Source organism: Agrobacterium larrymoorei (assembly GCF_037722385.1).
Lineage (GTDB): Bacteria > Pseudomonadota > Alphaproteobacteria > Rhizobiales > Rhizobiaceae > Agrobacterium > Agrobacterium larrymoorei_C.
This window is the reverse complement of sequence record NZ_JBBKAQ010000001.1, coordinates 782193-803140: the sequence shown is the minus strand read 5'-3', so window position 1 is coordinate 803140 and position 20948 is coordinate 782193. Positions and strand designations below refer to the sequence as shown.

At 56.8% G+C, this 20948-nt stretch carries 17 protein-coding genes; 15 read left to right on the top strand and 2 right to left on the bottom strand.

The annotated features are described in order from the left end of the window. The first annotated feature begins 102 nt into the window (after nt 1–102). The 9 genes from WKI41_RS03550 (at nt 103) to WKI41_RS03510 (ending at nt 12008) form a co-directional block, all read left to right on the top strand. Nucleotides 103–834, top strand: a complete 732-nt coding sequence (locus tag WKI41_RS03550; protein WP_340192114.1) for a helix-turn-helix transcriptional regulator — start codon at nt 103–105, stop codon at nt 832–834. A gap of 208 nt (nt 835–1042) precedes the next feature. Beyond that, complete coding sequence (locus tag WKI41_RS03545; RefSeq protein ID WP_340192113.1) at nt 1043–2731, top strand: putative bifunctional diguanylate cyclase/phosphodiesterase; 1689 nt, start codon at nt 1043–1045, stop codon at nt 2729–2731. 228 nt (nt 2732–2959) lie between these two features. Beyond that, nucleotides 2960–4750 carry a methyl-accepting chemotaxis protein gene (locus WKI41_RS03540; RefSeq protein WP_340192112.1) on the top strand — a complete coding sequence of 597 codons (1791 nt, stop codon included), beginning with the start codon at nt 2960–2962 and terminating at the stop codon, nt 4748–4750. Nucleotides 4751–5054: 304 nt separating this feature from the next. After that, nucleotides 5055–6377: a solute carrier family 23 protein gene (locus WKI41_RS03535; RefSeq protein WP_340192111.1), complete on the top strand. Its 1323-nt coding sequence runs from the start codon at nt 5055–5057 to the stop codon at nt 6375–6377. 223 nt (nt 6378–6600) lie between these two features. Further along, nucleotides 6601–7197 carry an aldehyde dehydrogenase iron-sulfur subunit PaoA gene (gene paoA, locus WKI41_RS03530; protein ID WP_425340972.1) on the top strand — a complete coding sequence of 199 codons (597 nt, stop codon included), beginning with the start codon at nt 6601–6603 and terminating at the stop codon, nt 7195–7197. Then, nucleotides 7194–8144: an FAD binding domain-containing protein gene (locus WKI41_RS03525; protein ID WP_340192109.1), complete on the top strand. Its 951-nt coding sequence runs from the start codon at nt 7194–7196 to the stop codon at nt 8142–8144. The genes paoA and WKI41_RS03525 overlap by 4 nt, the downstream gene beginning before the upstream one ends. A gap of 3 nt (nt 8145–8147) precedes the next feature. Continuing rightward, nucleotides 8148–10346 (top strand): aldehyde oxidoreductase molybdenum-binding subunit PaoC, encoded by a 2199-nt coding sequence (gene paoC / locus WKI41_RS03520; RefSeq protein WP_340192107.1) that lies wholly within the window; start codon nt 8148–8150, stop codon nt 10344–10346. 47 nt (nt 10347–10393) lie between these two features. Then, complete coding sequence (locus tag WKI41_RS03515; RefSeq protein WP_340192106.1) at nt 10394–11320, top strand: XdhC family protein; 927 nt, start codon at nt 10394–10396, stop codon at nt 11318–11320. 85 nt (nt 11321–11405) lie between these two features. Continuing rightward, nucleotides 11406–12008: a nucleotidyltransferase family protein gene (locus tag WKI41_RS03510; RefSeq protein ID WP_340192105.1), complete on the top strand. Its 603-nt coding sequence runs from the start codon at nt 11406–11408 to the stop codon at nt 12006–12008. 108 nt (nt 12009–12116) lie between these two features. On the opposite strand, the gene WKI41_RS03505 is transcribed toward WKI41_RS03510, so the two are convergent. After that, nucleotides 12117–13727, bottom strand: a complete 1611-nt coding sequence (locus WKI41_RS03505; RefSeq protein ID WP_340192104.1) for a phytoene desaturase family protein — start codon at nt 13725–13727, stop codon at nt 12117–12119. Between the two features lie 317 nt (nt 13728–14044). Here WKI41_RS03505 and WKI41_RS03500 point away from each other — a divergent pair, with 317 nt between their 5' ends. From WKI41_RS03500 to WKI41_RS03475, 6 genes are all read left to right on the top strand, one after another. Beyond that, nucleotides 14045–15580, top strand: a complete 1536-nt coding sequence (locus WKI41_RS03500) for an ABC transporter substrate-binding protein (RefSeq protein ID WP_340192103.1) — start codon at nt 14045–14047, stop codon at nt 15578–15580. A gap of 108 nt (nt 15581–15688) precedes the next feature. After that, nucleotides 15689–16699 carry an ABC transporter permease gene (locus WKI41_RS03495; protein ID WP_340192102.1) on the top strand — a complete coding sequence of 337 codons (1011 nt, stop codon included), beginning with the start codon at nt 15689–15691 and terminating at the stop codon, nt 16697–16699. Between the two features lie 55 nt (nt 16700–16754). Next, nucleotides 16755–17600, top strand: a complete 846-nt coding sequence (locus WKI41_RS03490; protein WP_340192311.1) for an ABC transporter permease — start codon at nt 16755–16757, stop codon at nt 17598–17600. Further along, on the top strand, nt 17597–18472 hold the full coding sequence (locus tag WKI41_RS03485) for an ABC transporter ATP-binding protein (RefSeq protein WP_340192101.1): 876 nt from the start codon (nt 17597–17599) through the stop codon (nt 18470–18472). The genes WKI41_RS03490 and WKI41_RS03485 overlap by 4 nt, the downstream gene beginning before the upstream one ends. Continuing rightward, complete coding sequence (locus WKI41_RS03480; protein WP_340192100.1) at nt 18469–19314, top strand: ATP-binding cassette domain-containing protein; 846 nt, start codon at nt 18469–18471, stop codon at nt 19312–19314. The genes WKI41_RS03485 and WKI41_RS03480 overlap by 4 nt, the downstream gene beginning before the upstream one ends. Before the next feature lie 44 nt (nt 19315–19358). Beyond that, the gene (locus WKI41_RS03475; RefSeq protein ID WP_340192099.1) at nt 19359–19925 is read left to right on the top strand and encodes a VOC family protein; all 567 of its coding nucleotides are present in this window, start codon (nt 19359–19361) and stop codon (nt 19923–19925) included. Nucleotides 19926–20066: 141 nt separating this feature from the next. Here the strand turns inward: WKI41_RS03475 and WKI41_RS03470 are convergent, their stop codons facing one another. Continuing rightward, the gene (locus WKI41_RS03470) at nt 20067–20933 is read right to left on the bottom strand and encodes a sugar phosphate isomerase/epimerase family protein (RefSeq protein WP_340192098.1); all 867 of its coding nucleotides are present in this window, start codon (nt 20931–20933) and stop codon (nt 20067–20069) included. Between the last annotated feature and the right edge of the window lie 15 nt (nt 20934–20948).

The following is a 20948-nucleotide window of genomic DNA, read 5'->3' as shown; positions in this document are numbered from 1 at the left end:
TAGTGTGCATATTCCGCTCGCCTACCTGTTCAGTGCAGGTGGTTGATTTGCCTTTTGTTAACTTCTGACCTCCTTTTTTGGAGTTCAGGTCCGGAGCCCTCAATGCCGTTTTCTCGCACGCTCGCATCCACACTGTCTTTCGACAGCGCTGTGGATCTGAGTTCCGTTCCTGTACGACGGCATCTGCCCTACCATCCGTTTGTCGAGCGGCTCCGGGCCTCTGTGCCGTTCGATTTTTTTGCCGTGTCAGGGCTCGATCTGGACGGCTATAGATTCGGTAGTGGTCACTCAATCGATACTGACGTTCCGCCTGCTTATCTTGACGCCTATTACGGCGATGGTCTCTTAGCCACAGATCCGTTCGTCAAAGCGTCATCCACGACGGCAACAGTGGTGATCGAGGAAGAGATTTACGAGCAAGACCCGCCACCTCAGCGGCTTCTGTACCTTGCTCGAACTTTTGGTGTGCTTAATCGTACGCTCTTTCCGATAAGACGCGGGAAGCATGTCTTCGGCGCCGTGACGTTTTCGCGCTCTACTCCCTTCACACGTGAAGAGCTCGATTTTCTGGGAGAGATCGCCGGTCCACTGCATAACATCATCACAAGGCCCATTATGGAGAGGTTCGCAGCCCAAGAGATGAAGCTCACCGAAGGTGAACTTGATTGTCTGAGATCTGCCAGCCTGGGAAAGACGAGCGAAGAGATTGCTTCAGCACGGGGGTTCACCACGGACACTGTCAACAGCTATATCAAAGCCGCTACGCGCAAGCTCAGTGCAAAAAATCGTGTCCACGCAATCGCCGAAGCGATTCGACGTGGTCTCATCGAGTAGTTTCTCATTCCGCGCGCGCTATTTCCGGGACGCAACCTAAAGCAATCAAAAATTGTATTTTAGTAAAATAAGATAATGCTCCATTTCTGGTGTTTTGCTCGCAATCTGAGCAAATGATCTATGTCGAATACTCGTATTAACGATTTTTTCATATCTCACCCCTAAATTTGGAGTCGCAATAAGGGGAAGGTGTTGGCCGCCCCGACAGGTGACTATCTGCTTCCGTTGCCCTTCCGCGCCCTGCCCAATCATCGCCCGGATCGCGCATGACAGAGTCCCCCGCGATGGCGCGAGGACCGGTTGCTTTGTCGCGTCCAGTCGAGGCCGATGTAGGCTCTGGATTGGCACGGAGCAGGCCCGATCGGGAGGTGTCATGTCTGATTTTCGGAATCGATGTTCTGTTACAATTGTGGTTTGGGCGGCGGCCTTCTTTATGCTTGCCGGATGCGCGGTGGTTTTCGATGCGCATGAGTCGCTCGACGCGCTGATCCGCGCGCATGACGCCTATCAATTCGACGAAATTTTCATGGCCAGCAGTATCGGAGGTGGGCTTGGCCTCGCTTACTCGCTGTTTCGCGTCAGGGAGTTGGCAAACGAGGTGCGTCGCCGCAACAACGCGGAAGCCAGGGTCGATTGGGCAAAATTCCACGATTGTCTCACGGGGCTCCCCAATCGACAGATGCTCAATGTTCAGTTCGCTGCCGGTGTCGCGCCGGCAAGTAATAGAGCGTCCGTAGCCTACAGCATCGACCTCGCTGGCTTGGAAAAGGTCAATGACGAGTTAGGGCAGAGTTTTGGCGACGCCGTCATACAAGCCACGGCGGCACGCTTGTCGCAGTTACAGCCATTTGGCTCGGTATTCCATCTAGGCGGGGACCGTTTCGTCCTCCTGGGTAAGGACGACGGGATGGTGGCATCGCAGGCTGAGAAAATTATCGACACGATCGGTCAGCCAATCCCCGGGTTGAGCAAGCCGATCGAAATTTCAGCAAATGTTGGATACGCTGCGATCTCTACTGCCTTAGAGAACGAAGCTGCAATTATTCGGGCAGCGGAATGCGCGATGTATGTAGCAAAAAAGGAAGGTCCAAATGTCGCGGCGAAGTTTGCGCCTGAGATGGCCATTGCACGGCGCAAGCGTGAACAGTTGGAGGCCGATCTAAAGGCAGCTATCAATACGGATGCAATTATCCCCTATTACCAGCCTCTCGTTGACCTTAAGACAGGGAGGGTCGTCGGATACGAGGCGCTTGCTAGATGGCAGACGGCGAACGGCGAGTTTGTTCCTCCATCCGAATTCGTCCCACTGGCAGAGGAGATTGGCGTTATTGCACGCCTGACCGAAAGCCTGTTGCTGCGTGCATGCCGAGACGCGTTGCTGTGGCCTTCCGATACTATACTTGCATTCAATGTATCTGCTACGCAACTGACGGACCGACAACTTGGTCTTCGAATCATCAAGATTCTGGATGAGACTGGTCTTCCAGTCCAACGCCTTGAGCTTGAAGTCACTGAAAGTGCAATCATCCAGGATGCCGAAAGCGCTCTTTTCGTTCTCAACAGCCTTTCCGGTTGCGGCATTCGGATCGCTCTCGACGACTTCGGCACAGGCTATTCCAGCCTTTCGCAACTGGCTCGCTACCCTTTCGAAAAAATCAAGATCGATCGAAGTTTCATTGCGGGCTCCCAGCACAGCGAAAAGCAGAACAATATACTGAAAGCGATCATTTCCCTCGGATCGAGCCTCGGCATGAGCATCGTTGCGGAAGGCATCGAACGTGAAACCGAAATGCGACAACTGAGGGATCTTGGTTGCGACATTGGGCAAGGATTTTTCCTTGGTCGGCCAACAGCGAGCATCACCGGGCCGCCCTGTGTTCAAGCGCTGATCTCTTAAATCTTCCGAAAAGCATACTGGGCAGGAAATTTTCCGAGAGGGTAAGCATGCGCGACTGTGTGTGCGTGCAGCTTGTCCTGTCCGAACACGACGATGCGAGCGAGCCAGAAGGCTGGCATTGCGCAGGTAGCGGGCCCCAAACCCACATTTATCGAACGTTCCTAAATCGAGACAAAACAGGCGCCTTGGGGCCTGCCTCTACCTCTAACTATGAAAAGGTTTTACAGCATGTTTGGCTACTCCAGTGCGACCCTTATGCAGACAAATTCTCTAGATCACATCACCGCCAACATCATGATCGCTGATGCTGGTCTCAACATCCGCTACATGAACAAGGCCGTACAGGAGCTCTTGAAGGAAGCCGAACCTGACTTGAAAAAGGAGTTGCCGCGGTTTGAGTTCGAAAAGCTCGTCGGCAGCAATATAGATATTTTCCACAAGAATCCCTCCCATCAGCGCAACATGCTGGCTCATCTTCAAAGCCAGCACAGGGCGACGATCTGGGTTGGGCATAGAGCCTTTGATCTCATCGTGACGCCTTTGCGCTCCAGCGGGAAGATCACGGGCTTTGCTGTCGAATGGGCCGATGCGAAAGAACGTCTCCAAAACCTGGACTATAAAGCGCAGATGGAGGCTGTCAGCCGCTCGCAGGCGGTTATCGAGTTTTCTACCGACGGCGGGATCGTGACAGCCAATGAGAATTTTCTTAAAGCGCTCGATTATCGATTGGACGAGATCAAGGGCCGGAACCACAAAATATTTGTCGAGCCATCTTACGCTCAATCCCGCGAGTACGAGGAATTTTGGGCGGCGCTACGTCGGGGCGAGGTTCAATCTGCCGAATTCCCTCGTTATGGTAAAAACGGCAAACTCGTCGTGATCAATGCGGCCTACAATCCAATCCTTGATGCCAAAGGCAAGGTCGTGAAAGTAGTGAAGTTTGCGACCGACGTGACGCAGCGTGTCCACGCCGTCAACACCATCGGGGCAGCGCTGACGAAGCTTGCCAGCGGCGACCTGTCTTTCAGCATCGATCAACCCTTTGCTCCCGACTTCGAGGAATTGCGGCGCACGATGAACGACGCGCTCAGCCAGATGCGCAACACCCTGACTGCCGTTGCTCATTCAACAGACCAGATCGATGTAGGGACGCGCGAAATCAGCCAGAGCGCCGAAGACCTTTCCCGCCGCACCGAGCAACAGGCAGCCTCACTCGAAGAGACGGCTGCGGCTCTGGACGAAATTACAGTCAATGTAAATAACGCCTCGCGGCGTGCCGATGACGCACGACAGGCCGCTATTACAGCTAGCAATAACGCTACGCGCTCGGGGCAGGTGGTTGCAGATGCTGTCGCTGCCATGTCGCGGATCGAAAGCTCCTCCAACCAGATATCGAATATTATTGGCGTAATTGACGAAATTGCTTTTCAGACAAACCTTCTGGCACTGAACGCCGGCGTCGAAGCAGCTCGCGCAGGCGAGGCTGGCAAGGGATTTGCAGTGGTTGCTCAGGAGGTGCGTGAACTTGCGCAACGATCTGCCCAGGCTGCGAAGGAGATCAAGGGCTTGATCCGCAATTCCAGTGAGGAGGTGAGCACCGGCGTCAAGCTCGTCAGCGAAACGGGTGAGTCCTTGCGCACCATCCACGAGAACATCACGGCAGTGAACCAACATATGGAAGCGATCGCTAGCTCCGCAAAAGAGCAGGCCGTTGGTCTTTCGGAGGTCAACTCCGCCGTCAATCAAATGGATCAGGTAACGCAGCAGAACGCTGCGATGGTTGAGGAGACCAATGCCGCAGGTGCTACGCTTGCGCAAGAGACAGCTCGTCTTCGTGCGCTTGTCGAGGGCTTCCAACTTGGAAACGGTTCTCCCGCAAGAGGCCAAAAGACGGTTGCCATCGCCACAACCGGAGACCGACCGGTTGCTTCACCGGCCAGAAAGATGTTGACGAGGCTCTCAGGTGCCGTCGGCGGCCACGGGAAGGCGGTAGCAGAAGCCGGCTGGGATGAGTTCTAAGGGGCTCGCCCTTACTAAAGCGGCTACGGATTGAATGCTCTTGAGCGAGGACGGAGAGAGGGAACACCCCTCATGAGCACCGTCCTCGCACCTATTGGGATCACGATCGCATTTACCTTTTCAGAGAAGGGTGGGAAATGATGCATCGCCAATGACAGGCGACATTAATCGCGCTACCCAGATGAGACTCCCTGTGACGATTCGATACCAGTCCGGGGGCCAAAATTACTAAAAGATGAAGTTTTCGCGGCTATCGCTTTCACGAAAGTGTGCCGAAAGACAGCTGCGAGTGTCGGGGGCATTGATGAGAAATACCGGTGGTTACTTTCCACGTTGGCGGCTGAAGAGCGAAGGGCGGATCATGCCGGACGAGCGATTGCCCGCCGGACAAACCGCGGTGCTCGGCCTGCAGCATGTCGTGGCGATGTTTGGCTCGACGGTTCTTGCGCCGCTGATCATGGGCTTTGATCCGAATGTCTCGATTTTGTTTTCCGGCATATCGACGCTGATCTTCTTCATTGCCGTGGGCGGCCGGGTGCCGAGCTATCTTGGTTCGTCCTTCGCCTTCATTGGACCGGTGCTGGTGGCAACGGGTGCTGCCGCAGGTGCTGTAAGCCCGAATATCGCCCTGGCACTTGGCGGGATCATTGCCGCCGGGGCGCTCTATGCACTGATCGGCGTCATCGTCATGATCGCTGGCCACAACTGGATCGAAAAGCTGATGCCGCCGGTGCTGACCGGCGCGATCGTCGCGGCAATCGGTCTGGTTCTTGCGCCGATCGCGATTGCGAGTGCCTCCGGTACGGGTCCGGGCAATCCAGATGGCGACCAGGTTTCGCGTTGGATCGCAATCCTGACAGTCGCATCGGTCGGCGCTATTGCGGTCTATGCTCCAGGCATGGCGAGACGTTTGCCCATTCTACTTGGCGGCGCGATCGCCTACATCGCCTATCTGGTGGTGGCAAATGGCTTTGGCCTCGGCAAGCCTGTTGATTTCTCCGGTGTAGAAGCGGCGTCTTGGTTCGGCATGCCAAGCTTCACGACACCTGTCTTCTCCGCGTCGGCCATTGCGCTGATTGCGCCTGTCGTCGTCATCCTCGTTGCCGAGAACCTCGGGCATATCAAGGCGATTGGGGCGATGACCGGACGCGATCTCGACCCCTATCTGGGGCGCGCCTTCGTCGGTGACGGGATTGCAACGATCTTCTCTGGTGCCTTTGGTGGAACCGGCATGACGACCTATGCCGAAAACATGGGTGTTATGGCCATTACCCGCATCTTCTCGACGCTCGTTTTCGTCGTCGCTGCATGTGTGGCCATCATCCTTGGCTTTTCGCCAAAGTTCGGCGCGCTTATCCAAACGATACCGGGACCTGTCATCGGTGGTCTTTCTGTGGTTGTCTTCGGGCTTATCGCAGCGACGGCGGGCCGCATCTGGGTCGAAAACAAGGTTGATTTTTCCGAGCCAAGAAACCTGATTACCGTCGGTATCGCGCTGGTGCTAGGGGCTGGGAATTTCAAGCTGAATATTGGTGGCTTTACGCTCGACGGTATCGGTACCGCAACGATCGGCGCTATCGCATTCTACCACCTGCTTGGACTGGGCAAAGCAGGACACCGGAAGTAGCAAAGGTGTTCATCGCAAGCGTAGTGAGTTTGGTACGTGTTGGGACTAAACCGTCCCAACACAATGGCTCGCTACGACGCATGTTTTTGAATTTCCACGCGACTGCCTTTTCGTTGCCGCACCGATATCGACCGGCGGTTCGAAAAAAACCGTTTGATGCTGCTTTTTTAATGGCAAGGCAATTTAGCAAAACAAAATCCTGATTGGAACCTTAACGTCCACAATGGCTTGTCCCGTTGACGACACCGATTGCGGTGGGGAGGCGCAACTTTGTTGTGCCGCAGACGCGAAGGACAGAGCCTTGCAAAGCAGAACTGACGTATCGTTCGAGGTCAATGGCAAAACAGAAAGCCTGACACTCGATAATCGCACCACCCTCCTTGACGCTCTACGCGAGCACTTGCATCTCACCGGGACGAAGAAGGGATGTGACCATGGCCAGTGCGGTGCATGTACCGTCATCGTCAACGGCCGCCGCATCAACGCCTGTTTGACGCTCGCGGTCATGCATGAAGGCGACGAGATCACCACGATTGAAGGTTTGGGTAAGCCGGATGATCTGCACCCGATGCAGGCGGCGTTCATCAAGCATGACGGCTTCCAGTGTGGCTACTGTACGCCGGGCCAAATCTGTTCCGCCGTCGCTGTTCTTGAAGAGATCAAGGCGAACATTCCAAGCCATGTGACGGGTGATTTGACACAGTCTGCCGCCTTCTCGCCCGCGGAAGTGCGTGAACGCATGAGCGGAAATCTCTGTCGATGCGGTGCTTACTCCAACATTCTCGAAGCCATTGAAGATGTTGCAGGAGTAAGTGCATGAGAGAGTTTTCCTACGAGCGCGCAACGTCGATCAAAGGAGCTGCCGAAGCGGCTGCACAACATGAGGGCGCGAAATTTATCGCCGGTGGGACCAATCTTCTTGATTTGATGAAGCTTGAAATCGAAAGGCCCACCCACCTCATCGACGTCAACGGCCTCGGACTGGACAAGGTGGAGCCCACCTCCGACGGAGGCTTGAAGATTGGTGCTCTTGTCAGAAACACCGATCTGGCCGCGGATGAGACTGTCCGTCGCGACTATCCCGTTCTGTCGCGAGCGCTCGTCGCGGGCGCTTCTGGCCAATTGCGAAACAAGGCAACGACCGCGGGTAACCTGTTGCAACGCACGCGCTGTCCCTATTTCTACGATCCAAACCAGGCCTGCAACAAGCGACAGCCGGGTAGCGGCTGTTCCGCCATCGGCGGCTATACGCGCCAGCTTGGGGTCATCGGCGTCAGCGAAGCTTGTATTGCCACACATCCAAGCGACATGTCGGTTGCCCTACGCGCGCTCGACGCGAAGGTAGAGACCGTCGCGGCCGATGGAACCGAGCGTTCGATACCGCTCGGCGAGTTCTACCGACTGCCGGGTGACACGCCACACATCGAGACGGAGCTGAAGCCAGGCGAGCTTATCACCAGCGTCGTCCTGCCAAAACCCGATGGAGGCAAGCAAATCTATCGCAAGGTTCGCGACCGCGCATCCTACGCCTTTGCACTGGTGTCGGTCGCGGCCGTCATCGCGCCGGACGGCTCCGGCAAAGTTGCCGTCGGCGGTGTTGCCCACAAACCCTGGCGCGTTGAAGAGGCTGAACGCGAACTGCCAAACGGTGCTCGCGCCATGTCGGCGGCCTTGATGGCCGGCGCGCGTCCGACGAACGAAAACGCATTCAAGATTGATCTCGTCGAAAGAACGCTCGGCGCAGTTCTGGCAGAGGCGAGGGACTAAGCGATGAAATTTGAAAAGCCAGCAACCACCAACCCGATCGATCAACTGAAAGTCGTCGGTAAGCCGATCCATCGCATTGATGGTCAATTGAAGACAACCGGTCAGGCAACCTATGCCTATGAGCGGCATGAACCAACCGTTGCTTATGCCTATGGATACCCAGTCGGTTCAGCGATAGCCAAAGGGTACGTGACGTCTATCGACAGCTCGCTTGCAAAAGGTGCACCTGGTGTTTTGGATGTCGTCACCACGCTTGACGTCGGAGACCTTGAGAAAGGCGAGTACAACACCGCCAAACTTTTTGGCGGAAGCGAAATCCAGCATTATCACCAGGCAGTCGCGGTTGTTGTGGCCGAGACGTTCGAGCAGGCGCGCGCAGCTGCAGCTTTCATTCGCGTGGACTACGCGCCGGCGAAAGGCCGATTCGATCTGAGGGCAGAGATGGACAATGCAAAGACCCCTGATCCAAAAACGGAACCGGAAAGCTCGGCTGGGGACTTCGACGCTGCGTTCGCACAAGCGCCTGCAAAGCTGGATGCCGAGTACACAACGCCGGATCAATCTCATGCGATGATGGAGCCCCATGCTTCGATTGCCGCATGGGAGGGTGACAAGGTCACAGTCTGGACTTCCAGCCAGATGATTGACTGGTGGCGTGGCGATCTCGCCACAACACTTGGCGTCGACAAGGAGAACGTTCGTGTGGTCTCGCCCTTCATTGGCGGTGGTTTTGGCGGAAAGCTTTTCCTCAGAGCGGATGCCGTACTCGCGGCGTTTGCAGCGAAGTCGGTGGGACGTCCGGTCAAGGTCACGCTTCCACGTCCGATGATGCCCAACAACACCACCCATCGCCCAGCCACTATTCAGCGTATCCGTATCGGTACAGAGCAAGACGGCAAGATCACGGCGATCGCGCATGAGAGCTGGTCCGGCGACCTGCCAGATGGTCAGCCGGAAGTGGCTGTGATGCAAACACGATTGCTCTACGGCGGAGCAAACAGAATGACGGCGATGAAGCTGGCAACGCTCGATCTGCCGGAGGGCAATGCCATGCGGGCACCGGGTGAGGCTCCGGGCCTGATGGCATTGGAAATCGCAATCGATGAGATGGCCGAGAAGCTGGGGATGGATCCGATCGAATTCAGGATCAAGAACGACACCCAGGTAGATCCGGAAAACCCTGATAGGCCCTTTTCCTATCGCGATCTGATCGGATGTCTGAAGCGTGGCGCGGAGACGTTTGGATGGGAGAAGCGTTCCGGCCCGGCTGAGCGCCGCGAAGGAAACTGGATGGTTGGGATGGGCGTCGCGGCGGCATTCCGCAACAATCTGGTCATGCCCTCCGGTGCAAAGGTCAAACTTGGAAGCAACGGAAAAGTTACCGTCGAGACCGACATGACCGATATCGGCACGGGCAGCTACACGATCATTGCTCAGACTGCGGCAGAGATGATGGGTGTTTCGGTAGACGACGTGGTCGTCCGGCTGGGGGATTCAAACTTCCCCGTTTCCGCCGGCTCGGGTGGACAGTTCGGTGCAAATTCCGCGACGTCGGGCGTTTACGCGGCCTGCGTCAAGCTCCGCGAAGCTGTCGCAAGTACGCTGGGCTTCAACTCATCCGACGCCGTCTTTGAAGGCGGGATGGTGCGATCAGGCAATCGTACCGTCGCGCTCGCAGAGGCGGCTGGTGACGGTGGGCTTGTTGGCGAAGACACGATGGAATGGGGCGATCTGACAAAGACGCATCAGCAGTCTACATTCGGCGGCCACTTCGTCGAAGTCGGCGTTGACATGGCAACCGGGGAGACGCGCATCCGGCGCATGTTGGCAGTTTGCGCCGCTGGGCGTATCTTGAACCCGATTACTGCACGCAGCCAGGTCATCGGTGCGATGACGATGGGTGCAGGCGGTGCTCTATCCGAGGAGCTTGCAGTCGACACGCGGCATGGCTTCTTCGTCAATCACGATCTCGCCGGATACGAGGTGCCGGTCCATGCTGACATTCCGCATCAGGAGGTTATCTTCATGGATGAAACTGACCCCTATTCGTCGCCAATGAAAGCGAAGGGCATCGGAGAACTTGGCCTTTGCGGCGTGTCTGCAGCTATTGCCAACGCGATCTATAACGCAACCGGGATCCGAGTCCGTAACTACCCGATCACCTTGGACAAGCTGATCAAGAAGTTGCCTGAGCTTGCATAATCGAACGCCGGTGGCCTTTGGCCACCGGTTCATTTTGAGGGAATGATGTGAGCACTTCCGTTTCTACCGTATCGGCAGTACCCGTAAGGGCAAACAACTCCGACGATCCAGCGGAGATACTTCGCTTTGCCTTGGACGCCTTTGATCGCGGCCCAGCAGCTCTTGCCACGCTCGTTGAGATACGAGGCGGAGCCGCGCGTTCCCTCGGCGCTCATCTGGCTATTGCGTCAAATGGCGACTACTGCGGGTATCTGTCTGGCGGCTGCATCGAGGCGGCCGTTGCGGCCGAAGCGTTGGAGGCGATGGGGGAGGGTCGTGACCGGGTGGTCAAATACGGCGAAGGATCGCCGTACTTCGACATTGTTCTTCCCTGTGGAGGAGGTGTGACGATCGCGATCCATCTGCTTCGCGCCTCGGAGTCGCTTGAGTCCGTTCTTGATCGACTGACGAACCGGCAAGCAGCCTGCCTGTGCTACGATCCAATTTCACAGACGCTGACACATTGCAAAATCGTTCCAGCCCGTTCAGGCTGGTCGGAGAAATCCTTTCTCTCGGTATATCGCCCCCAAACGCACGTTGTCATTTCCGGTCAAACGGCGGAAGCTGATGCGGTCTGTCGCCTAGCGCAAGCCTCCGGCTATCAGGTACAGCTACTGTCCTCTTTGAAGGACCCGAACGCGATTGAGATCGACAAATACACCGCCGTGGTGCTTCTCCACCACGATCTTGATTTGGAGGCGGCTATCTTGAAGCGCGCCGTGATGTCGCCCGCATTTTACGTCGGCGCGCTGGGGAGCACTCGCACGCACCGTCGGAGAACCGAATTTTTGCGCGAAGCAGGCATCTCCTCAGAAAGCATCGAGCGCATTCACGCACCGATCGGTCTCTTTGGGCCTACGCGTGATGCTGCGTCGTTGGCACTCTCTGTGTTGGCGGATGTCGCTGCCGCAAGATTGGAAATTTTTCCCTCATGAGGAGCTTCGCGCCCGCTTCATCCGTCAGTGGAAGAGGTAGTGGTGAGCCAGCGAAGGCTACAGGCGATAAGCGAGCTCACGCGCGATGAGACTTGGTGGAATACTTCTTGCTGCGGGTCGATCGAGCAGGATAACGAGTGGTCATCATAAGCTCTTGGCGGAGTTCGAGGGGGTGCCCCTGATTCGCCGATCTGCTGAGACAATGCTTCGCTCAGGGCTTTCTTCCGTCGTAGTTGTGACGGGACACCGATCAACCGAGATCGAACGCGTGATTGACGACCTTCCTTTGTCGGCCGCCTTCAATAAGGATTTCGCATCAGGAATGGGAACGTCGCTCAGCTGCGGGTTTAAGCATGAAAGTTTAGCTTCGTGCGAGGGTGCTCTCATCATGCTCGCCGATATGCCGGCAATCACCAGCAAGCATATCGACCAGCTCATCGCGACTTTCCGTGCGTCGGGCGGGCGTCATGTTGTGCGTGGAGCATTCGAAGGCCGCGCTGGGCATCCTGTTGTGATCCCAGCCTATCTGTTTGAGAGCTTGAAAAACCTGACAGGCGAGGAGGGTGCCAAGGCAGTATTTCTAAGCGCAGGGGTAGAAACCCATCTGGTCGATATTGGCCGTGCTGCTTTAAATGACGTCGATACAGTCGACGCCATTAGGTTAGCTGGCGGCTCGCTCAGGAGCTAAGTGGGCAAACTTCGCGCCTCTGGCGAACTTGTGTGGCGTGGAAAGCCTGTTGACGCTGGGGTTTGCGCATCACCTGACTGGAACCGCTGCAGCAGCCCGGCTCGCCTGCTATCCGGCAAGCATCTTTGCAAGCATAAAGCCAGAGCCGGCCCCCGTTCCTGCACCTGGCCAAGTCGCTGCCCCACACATGTAAAGGCTGTCAACGGGGGTCTTGTAGCGCGAATAGCCTGCAACGGGGCGAAAGAGAAAGTTCTGATCAAGATGATGCGACCCGGACAAACTATCACCGCCAATGAGATTGGGATTTTCCGCCTGTAAATCGAGGGGTGACCATACGGAGCGCCCACGAATTTTGGACCGGATGCCCGGCGCGTAGTTTTCGATGATGGAGATGACACGCTCGGCGTAGGCGTCTTTTACCGACGCCCAGTCCGTGGCGTGGATCTCGCCTGCAGCGTCGCCCTTGATCTCTGCCGGAAGCACGCGCACCTGTACCCACAGCACATGCTTGCCATCAGGCGCGCGGCTTGGATCGAGCGCGGTTGGCTGACCGACGACAAGAGCCGGCTCTTGAGGCAGAAGACCGGAGATTGCTTCGTCGTAAACTTTCGTCATCATCGAAAGAGTGGGCGCTATGTGGACATAGGCATAGGATTTCAATTCAGGCGAGGCTGCCCAATCCGGCAAGCCGTCCAGCGTCAGATGGATCATCATTGCGCCGGGTCCGGAGCGATAGGACTTGATGCCTTCGGCAAATTTCGGCGGTAACGGACCGGTCTTCACGATACCGTCGAATAGAAGTTTGGGGTGAATGTTGGAGACGATGGCGCGTTTCGCCGTAAGTCTGCGTCCATCTGCAAGTGTGACGACTTTTTTTGTGTCGTTGAAGACCTCGACCGAGGTGACAGGAGAATTGAGGAAAACCTCGCCACCCTTGCTTTGCAACAGGCTCACCATCGCCTTGATGATGACGTCCGCGCCGCCTTCACCGATCACCATTCCAAAGGCCTGATCAGCCATTGTTTCCAGATAGGGAAAGAGTGCGCCACCGGAAGCATCTGGGGGGAAATCTAGATGGAGACCCCACGTCGCCATGGTGACCTTCAGCTTCTCATTGTCAAAATGGCGATCGAGAAAACCGCGCGGCGAGGACAGGAGCAGGCGGAGCAGGTCGGTTAGCAAGGGAATGCCGCCGGCTCGCCACGCCTTCCAGACAGACTTAGCGCTTTGAAACGATGGCATGGGAGCGCCGAGCAGTCCAAAGAGATGCGGAGCCTTGGCGCCGAATTCTGCGGACATAGCTGCGAAGCTTTCGGCATCTTTCGCAGAAAGGGCAGCAATTGCGGCTTTGTTGGCTGCGAGGTCAGTGCCGATGCCGAGATGGGTTCCGTCTGGAAAGACGCTGGCGAAGCACTTGGCGGCGGGGACGAATTTCAAGCCATGCGCTGCTAGGTCTTGAGCGTAGGTCTGATGAAAAGCGGAGCCGGCGAACATCGAAAGGTTCATCGCGGCCAGATCGTGTCGGAAGCCAGGTTCGACCAATTCCTGCGTCTTCACCGCCCCGCCGGCACTGTCTTTGGCCTCGACCACTGCGATCTTCCAGCCTTTCGCGGCCAGATGAACCGCCGCTGCCAGCCCGTTGTGACCTGCGCCCAGAATCACCGCATCGAATTCAGCCATCTCGTTCCACCAGTGTTTTGATTTTATTTCTGTATGCATACATTTTCTCGATAATGCATCAAGCTTAAAATAAAACCCGCTTGGAGGGCTTTTGTCCGTCAAGAGTGATTCAGTGTTTTTGCTGCTGACCACCCTGGCCCAACTAGTGTTTGGACTGCTTCCATTTCCAGCATTACCAGTAGAAGTGCGATCGGCGCCGTCTCGGAAGGGCCGTCAAGAAATATCCCGTTTCATATTATTTTCGAAAAATGGGGGATGCGGCTCTTGTCAAAATCCTGGTTTTAATTTTAAGTTTAAAACAATAACTAATCCGGGAAACACCGGAAGTCCTTCAAGGGGAACTTTAGGAGTCCAAAATGACTGACATAACGCGTCGTGGCGTACTGGGACTAGGTGCGGCTACCGTTCTGACCGGCATTCTTGCCGGACGAATTCCGGTTCAAGCTGCAGAAACAAATACTCTGACAATTGCCTTCAATTCTAACCTGCCATCCTTCGATGGGACGGTCGGGCTTTCCGGCGTGAATCCGGCCATCCAGGCGATCTATCGCTCCATATACGATCAATATATCGGCCAGAAACCGGATCTTTCCTTTGAGCCTGGGTTGCTGACTGACTGGGGCTGGAACGACGATAAGACCAAGGTCTGGATGTATGTGCGCGAAGGCGTGAAGTGGCACGATGGCTCGGACTTCACCCCGGAAGATATAGTTTGGTCCCTGACCCGCGCCGGCAAGCCAGACAGCGGCAATCCTGTCGCGAGCGTCTGGGCCAGCATCGGCAACTATAAGGTCGAAGGCAAGCGGATCACAGCCGATGTTCTCAACTTCGATCCGACCATCTTCAAGTGGATGGCATTCCTAACCGGCTATGTGTTGCCCAAGGCCTATTACGAAAAGGTCGGGGCAGAGGGCTTCGAAAAGAAGCCTGTCGGCACAGGCCCCTACATGTTCGACGCCTATGAGGGCAACTCTTTCCTGCGCCTCAAGGCCAACCCGAACTACTGGGGCGGCAAGCCTGCGTTCGAAACCGTCATTTTCAAATTCGTCACCGATCCGACGAGCCGTGTGGCCGAAATCGAATCCGGTTCCTCCGATGTCACGCTCGAAATTCCCTATGAAGAATTCGATCGACTGAAGGCGAAGAAGGGCCTTGCTGGCGTCTCTTCGCCGATCTCCGATATCGGCATGATCTTTATTACCAATGTCGAGCCGATGCTGGACAAGAACGTCCGGCTTGCAGCTCATCACGCCATCGACAAGGCGGGTATCGTCAAGAAGCTTCTGCGTGGCTACGGCGTTCCGATCGACACACTGGAAGCTCCAGAATACGAAGCTTACGACGCCTCTATCAAGGTGGCCTACGACCCGGAGAAGTCTGCTGAGCTTCTCAAGGCTTCCGGCTACTCCAAGGAAAAACCGGTCAAGTTCAAGATCCAGACCACACGCGGCCTGAAGCCCAAGGATTACGAGATGATCCAGGCGATCGTCGGCATGTGGCGCAAGGTAGGAATAGAGGCCGAGATCGAAGTCTACGAGGTGGCCAAGCACTTCGAACTGCGCGCTGGCCACAAACTCGCGCCTGCTGCCTTCTACAATTGGGGCAACGCGATCGGCGACCCGACGACATCGACTGGCTTTGCCATGTTCTCCAAGTCGCCACACTCGGCCTGGAAGAGTGACGATGTCGACGCGCTAATCGGCCCTCTTTGGGCCGAGAAGGACGAAGCCAAGCGCATCGCCGGGTGGAAGGCCGCCGACAAATACATTGCTGAGCAGGGCTATGTCATCCCGCTTCTGCAGTATGTGCAGCCGATCGTCTTCAAGTCTTCGCTGAAGGTCACGCCGAATGTTTCGAGCGCGCTTCAGCCGACGCTGGTCTCCAAGGCCTGACGAGAGAGAGCAGCGTCGCGTCTCGTTCGTCGTGGCGCTGCTCACCCCTGTTCGCAGAACCGCGCGTCTGGCAGTCGCCAACGCTGACGGCAACAGGAAGGTTTGATCATGACCGTTTCCGAGCTTCTCAATCGTCTGGTGATGGCGGTGCTGACACTTATGGGTGTTGCCGTCATCGTATTCTGTCTGCTGCGCATCGTTCCAGGTGACCCCATCGCCATGATGATTTCGCCAAGTGCGACCCCCGCCGATATTGCGGCATTGCGCGCCCATTACGGTCTTGATCTTGGCCTGCCACAGCAATTCGTCATCTGGTTTGGTGATGTCTTGAAGGGCGACTTCGGCACGTCGATTTCGCAACGTCGCGATGTCATGGAATTAATCGGTGGTCGCTTGCCGGCAACGCTGGAGCTTGCGTTTGCCGCACTCGTTTTCGGTGTGCTCGCCGGTGGCATGATTGCCGTACTCGGCGCGCTCGCACGAGGAACGAAGCTTGATCCTGCGCTGGATTTTATAAATGGGCTGTTTCTTGCTGTGCCAGATTTTGTCTGGGCGTTGGCGTTCGTTCTCTTGCTGGGCGTGTTTTGGCCGGTCTTCCCTCTGTCCGGTCGTATCGATCCGGCACAGACGACGGACTTCCACACGGATTCCTATCTGATCGAGAGCCTCGTCACATTCAAGTTCTCGGCTTTCGCGGACGTCCTCGCCCACATGGTGATGCCCATGCTGGCGCTCGGCCTGCCTTTGGCAGCCATTGTCGTGCGCACGCTGAAGGAAGCGCTCGCAGAGGCTATGGTGCAGGATTATGTGCTGCTGGCGCGACTGAAAGGCATGTCGCCCTTGCGGCTCGTGCTTCAGGAGGCGCTGCGCAATGCCGTCGGACCAACGCTAACCCTCACCGGCGTGCAGTTCACCTTCATGATCGGGGGGACGGTCATCGTCGAGCGCATCTTTTCCTATCCGGGCCTCGGCAACATGGCAATTGATGCGGTCATCAACCGCGATCTACCGCTGATCCAGGGAATCGTGCTGACCTTCGGTGCCATCTTCATTCTGGTGAATATCTTGGTCGATCTCATCGCGGCATGGCTGAACCCGAGGAGTGCCGCGCATGGCTGAGATGTCCAAGATCGTGACCGACATGGAAGCACCTTTCCGCTTGTGGAGCCTGCCGATGAAAACGATCAAACCGCTTTTGCGGGAGCCGCGGGTGGTGATTGCCGGCGGCTTCCTCCTCATCTTGATGCTCATCGCGGTCTTTGCGCCCCACATCGCACCCAAAGACCCGCTCGAGCAGGATCTGATGCTGGGCAACATGCCACCTGTGACCTATCCAGGTGCAGAGCCCGGATACTATCTCGGCACGGATGACCTTGGCCGTGACGTTCTTTCCCGTGTGCTCTACGGGTCAAGGGTCGCGCTGACTGTTGCATTCGTGGCCGCCAGCCTGTCTGCCGTCATAGGAACGCTTCTTGGCCTCGCCGCCGGTTGGTATGGCGGGTGGGCGGATCGCATCATCTCGCGCCTTGTCGATATCTGGATGGCCTTTCCGCCGGTCCTTCTTTCCGTGTTGCTGGTGGCGGTCATGGGCTCGGGCCTGCACTCGGTTATCGCCGCGATCGTCATCATCGACTGGACGCGCTTCTGTCGTGTCGTACGAGCCGAAACCATAACGCAGTCACAGCTGGATTATGTGATGGCTGCTCAAACAATTGGTTTTTCGCGCAGTCATATTCTATGGCGTGAGATTTTGCCGAATGTGGCGCCTGTCCTCATCGCGTTGGTCAGCCTTGAAATGGGTATCGCCATCATCGTTGAAGCAATCCTTTCCTTTGTTGGGCTCTCGCTTTCTTCGGACATCCCGACATGGGGTGGCATGATCGCGCAGGGCCGCCAGATGATCCACCAAGGTTGGTGGGTGTTCGTCTTTCCTCTTGTCGCGCTCTTTGCCACCGTTCTCGCTTTCAACCAGTTGGGCAACGGTTTGCGCAAGGCGCTTGATCCGGTGATGCGCCGATGACCCAGTCGCTCGTTGCTATTCAAGGCCTAAACGCCATCTCCACCCGTGACGCTGGCGCGCCTGTGCTGCGTGACGTTTCGCTCACCCTCAAAAAGGGTGAGGTGCGCGGTCTCGTGGGTGAATCCGGTGCTGGCAAATCCACGATTGCCAAAGCGCTGCTTGGCATTTTGCCATCCACCGTCAAGGTCACCGGCGGCTTCATCCGCTTCGAGGGGCACGACCTGCTTGCCATGGCGCGCCGCGAACTTGCCGATATCATGGGTCGCGATATCACGCTGATCCCGCAAGACCCGCAAACGGCACTCAACCCGGCGCGGCGGATCGAAGCGCAACTGACCGACGGTTTAAGGCTGAGGCTTGGTATGGGCAAGACCGATGCCCATCAGCGCGCACTTCAACTTCTCGATGAAGTACAAATCCGTGATCCGAAGCGGGTGCTTGAGGCCTATCCGCATGAACTCTCCGGGGGCATGCGCCAGCGCATTCTGATCGCTTCGGCCTTTGCGTTGAACCCCAAGCTCGTTGTCGCCGATGAGCCAACGACCGCGCTTGACGTCACCGTTCAAAAGGAAATCCTGCGCCTCATTCGTCGTATGCAGGAAGCCCACGGAACGGCAGTGATTTTCGTCACCCATGACCTCGGCGTCGTAGCAAAAATCTGTGACAGCGTGACACTCCTCTATGCCGGCAAGGTGATCGAAGATGGTTCCACCCGAGATCTGCTGATGGCACCGAAGCACGCCTACACCCGTGCATTGATCGCTGCAGGTCCACGCTACGATCGACCCAATGCAGGGCTTGAGCCTGTGCCCGAAGCTGTGTTCCGTCAACTGCGCGCTGAAGTCGGCATCGCCGAAAGGAGCATTAGATGAGCGATCTTCTCTTTGAAGCCAAAGGCGTCGAAGTGACATATGGCGCGAGCAAGCGGGTTTTCGGTCGGGGCCGGACGGGCGTTCGTGTCCTGCACGGCGTGGACTTGTCGATCAGGCGTGGGGAGACGGTTGGCATTGTCGGGGAGTCTGGCTCAGGCAAGACGACGCTTGGCCGCGCGCTTCTGAAACTGGTGCCGGTGTCGGCCGGCACTATTCGTTTCGACGACCATGACATCACCCACGTTGCCCCGGAGACTATGCGGCCGTTGCGCCGACGGATGCAGATGATCTTCCAGGATCCGATGGCATCTCTCAATCCGCGTCATACAATTCGGCGCATTCTCACCGAGCCGCTTTTTCTGCATGGCCTCGCGAGTGACCGTCGTGACGCGGAGCGACAGGTGCGTGCCGTGGTCGAACGCGTGTCGCTGCCCGCCGTTGCACTGGATCGCGCGCCGCATGAACTATCGGGTGGTCAGCGTCAACGTGTCGGCATCGCCCGCGCAGTGCTCATGAAACCGGATTTCGTCCTCGCCGATGAGGTTGTGTCCGGTCTGGACGTTTCGACGCAGGCGCAGGTGCTGAACTTGCTGAAAGAACTGTCGCAGGAAATGGGCCTCGCCATGGCCTTTATCAGCCATGACCTGTCGGTTATCCGCGCGATATGCGACCGCGTGACGGTCATGCGCTTCGGCGAAGTTGTGGAGGAGGGGACATGTGGAGCTGTGTTCGACGCTCCGAAAACGTCCTACACGCGCTTGTTGCTTGACGCCATCCCGCTTCCCGAAATCGAAGATGCGTGGCTGACACGGCCGCTACCGGTGCTTGAGCCAGCCGCGTGAGGGCCGCATTGCACTTGAGGACACAGGCTAAAAGGAGATCTGTCATGACAGCTTCCACCCAAAAAGGCCTACCAGGCCTCGTTGGCCACGACCATACCGGACTGACGGTCCCCAACCTCGATGAGGCCATCGACTTCTTCGACCGGGTGCTTGGCTGCATCCACGTGCTCACTTTCGGCCCGATCGGCGATCCGGAAGGGAGCTTCATGACCGCAGCACTCGGCGTTCATCCGCGAGCGCGTATCGAGCGCGCAGCAATGATCCGCTGTGGCAACGGTTCAAATCTTGAACTCTTCGAATATTCCGCACCCGATCAACGGGATCTGAAGCAGAAGAACAGCGACATCGGCGCTTTCCACATTGCCTTTTATGTCCAAGACATTGCTGCCGCCAAGGCGTATTTGGACGAGATGGGCGTGGAGACCAGGCTCGGCCCTTTGCCTATTCAAGATGGCCCTATTGCAGGCCAATCCATTCTCTATTTCCAGGCGCCCTGGGGTCTGCAGTTTGAGGCGATTAGTTACCCGAACGGCATGGCCTATGAGAACACAAGCCCGGTCCTGCTGTGGAATCCCCAACTGCCAGCCACGTCAGCGGGAGAAGGAGCGTAGAGGCCCGAAGCCGCGGTACGCGCCTTTGCCTTTTGTAAGCTTGTACCAAGACATCGCGCCGCGCGCCATCTTGGCGCACGGCAGGATCACGCCGATAGGCACGTGGGCTTTGGGCAAAAACCAGCCTGGCTTTATGTGCGATCAGCCCAAAACGAAACGGGAGAAGGCGAGGGAATTCTTTGCATCCTCGTCCATTTTTGCGGTATCGGCACCTTCGGTAAGATCGCGCCAAACCTTGATGTCGGAGCCGATTGTCCCACCCGTCTTGACGAAGGGTTCCATAACGACCGCACCTGTATAGTTGATTTCACGCAGCGCAGCGCCGATCTCGTGCCATGGCATTCTGCCCTTGCCTGGAACGCGGCGATTGCTCTCGCCGGTGTGGAAATGGCCGAGTAGTGGACCCGCAGTGCGAATGGCATCGGCGAAGCTGTCTTCCTCAATGTTCATATGGAACGTGTCGAGCATGACCTTAACGTTGGACTTGCCGACATCCTTGACAAAAGCGACACCTTCGGCAGCGGTGTTGAGCACGTGGTTTTCGAACCGGTTCAGGACTTCGATGCAGAGATTGATGCCGAGGTCGTTGGCGAAGTCTGCAATTCCATGGATACCTTCCACGCCACGCTCACGGTCGCCTTCTTTATCCACCGGCTGCGAATAGTCGATCGGCCAATAGGAGTGCAGCGCTCCGCCGATGGTGTGAATGTCGAGTTTGGACACATTCGTCAGCGTCTTTTCGAAGAAGGCCTTGCCCGCTTCGCGAACCGCTTTATCCGGCGACGACAAGTTCTTCGACTTGGATGGGCCGATGCCGGCCGTCAGGATGATGCCATTATCGCGCGCACTCTGCTTGATGGTCGCCAGTTCGGCATCGCTATAGTCGTTGATATGGTGGGCGGCGACTTCGATCACGTCGAAACCGAGCTTGGCGACCTTCTCCACGTAAGGGCCGAACTTGGCGCTCCACTCATGTTCCCAGTAGGAGTAATAGATTCCGTGTTTCATAGCAGCCTCTCGGTT

Coding starts and splice junctions, on each gene's coding strand:
- WKI41_RS03550 (WP_340192114.1), top strand. CDS start 103: ATGCCGTTTTCTCGCACGCTCGCATCCACACTGTCTTTCGACAGCGCT.
- WKI41_RS03540 (WP_340192112.1), top strand. CDS start 2,960: ATGTTTGGCTACTCCAGTGCGACCCTTATGCAGACAAATTCTCTAGAT.
- WKI41_RS03535 (WP_340192111.1), top strand. CDS start 5,055: ATGAGAAATACCGGTGGTTACTTTCCACGTTGGCGGCTGAAGAGCGAA.
- paoA (WP_425340972.1), top strand. CDS start 6,601: ATGGCTTGTCCCGTTGACGACACCGATTGCGGTGGGGAGGCGCAACTT.
- WKI41_RS03525 (WP_340192109.1), top strand. CDS start 7,194: ATGAGAGAGTTTTCCTACGAGCGCGCAACGTCGATCAAAGGAGCTGCC.
- paoC (WP_340192107.1), top strand. CDS start 8,148: ATGAAATTTGAAAAGCCAGCAACCACCAACCCGATCGATCAACTGAAA.
- WKI41_RS03510 (WP_340192105.1), top strand. CDS start 11,406: ATGAGACTTGGTGGAATACTTCTTGCTGCGGGTCGATCGAGCAGGATA.
- WKI41_RS03505 (WP_340192104.1), bottom strand. CDS start 13,727: ATGCATACAGAAATAAAATCAAAACACTGGTGGAACGAGATGGCTGAA.
- WKI41_RS03500 (WP_340192103.1), top strand. CDS start 14,045: ATGACTGACATAACGCGTCGTGGCGTACTGGGACTAGGTGCGGCTACC.
- WKI41_RS03495 (WP_340192102.1), top strand. CDS start 15,689: ATGACCGTTTCCGAGCTTCTCAATCGTCTGGTGATGGCGGTGCTGACA.
- WKI41_RS03490 (WP_340192311.1), top strand. CDS start 16,755: ATGAAAACGATCAAACCGCTTTTGCGGGAGCCGCGGGTGGTGATTGCC.
- WKI41_RS03485 (WP_340192101.1), top strand. CDS start 17,597: ATGACCCAGTCGCTCGTTGCTATTCAAGGCCTAAACGCCATCTCCACC.
- WKI41_RS03480 (WP_340192100.1), top strand. CDS start 18,469: ATGAGCGATCTTCTCTTTGAAGCCAAAGGCGTCGAAGTGACATATGGC.
- WKI41_RS03475 (WP_340192099.1), top strand. CDS start 19,359: ATGACAGCTTCCACCCAAAAAGGCCTACCAGGCCTCGTTGGCCACGAC.
- WKI41_RS03470 (WP_340192098.1), bottom strand. CDS start 20,933: ATGAAACACGGAATCTATTACTCCTACTGGGAACATGAGTGGAGCGCC.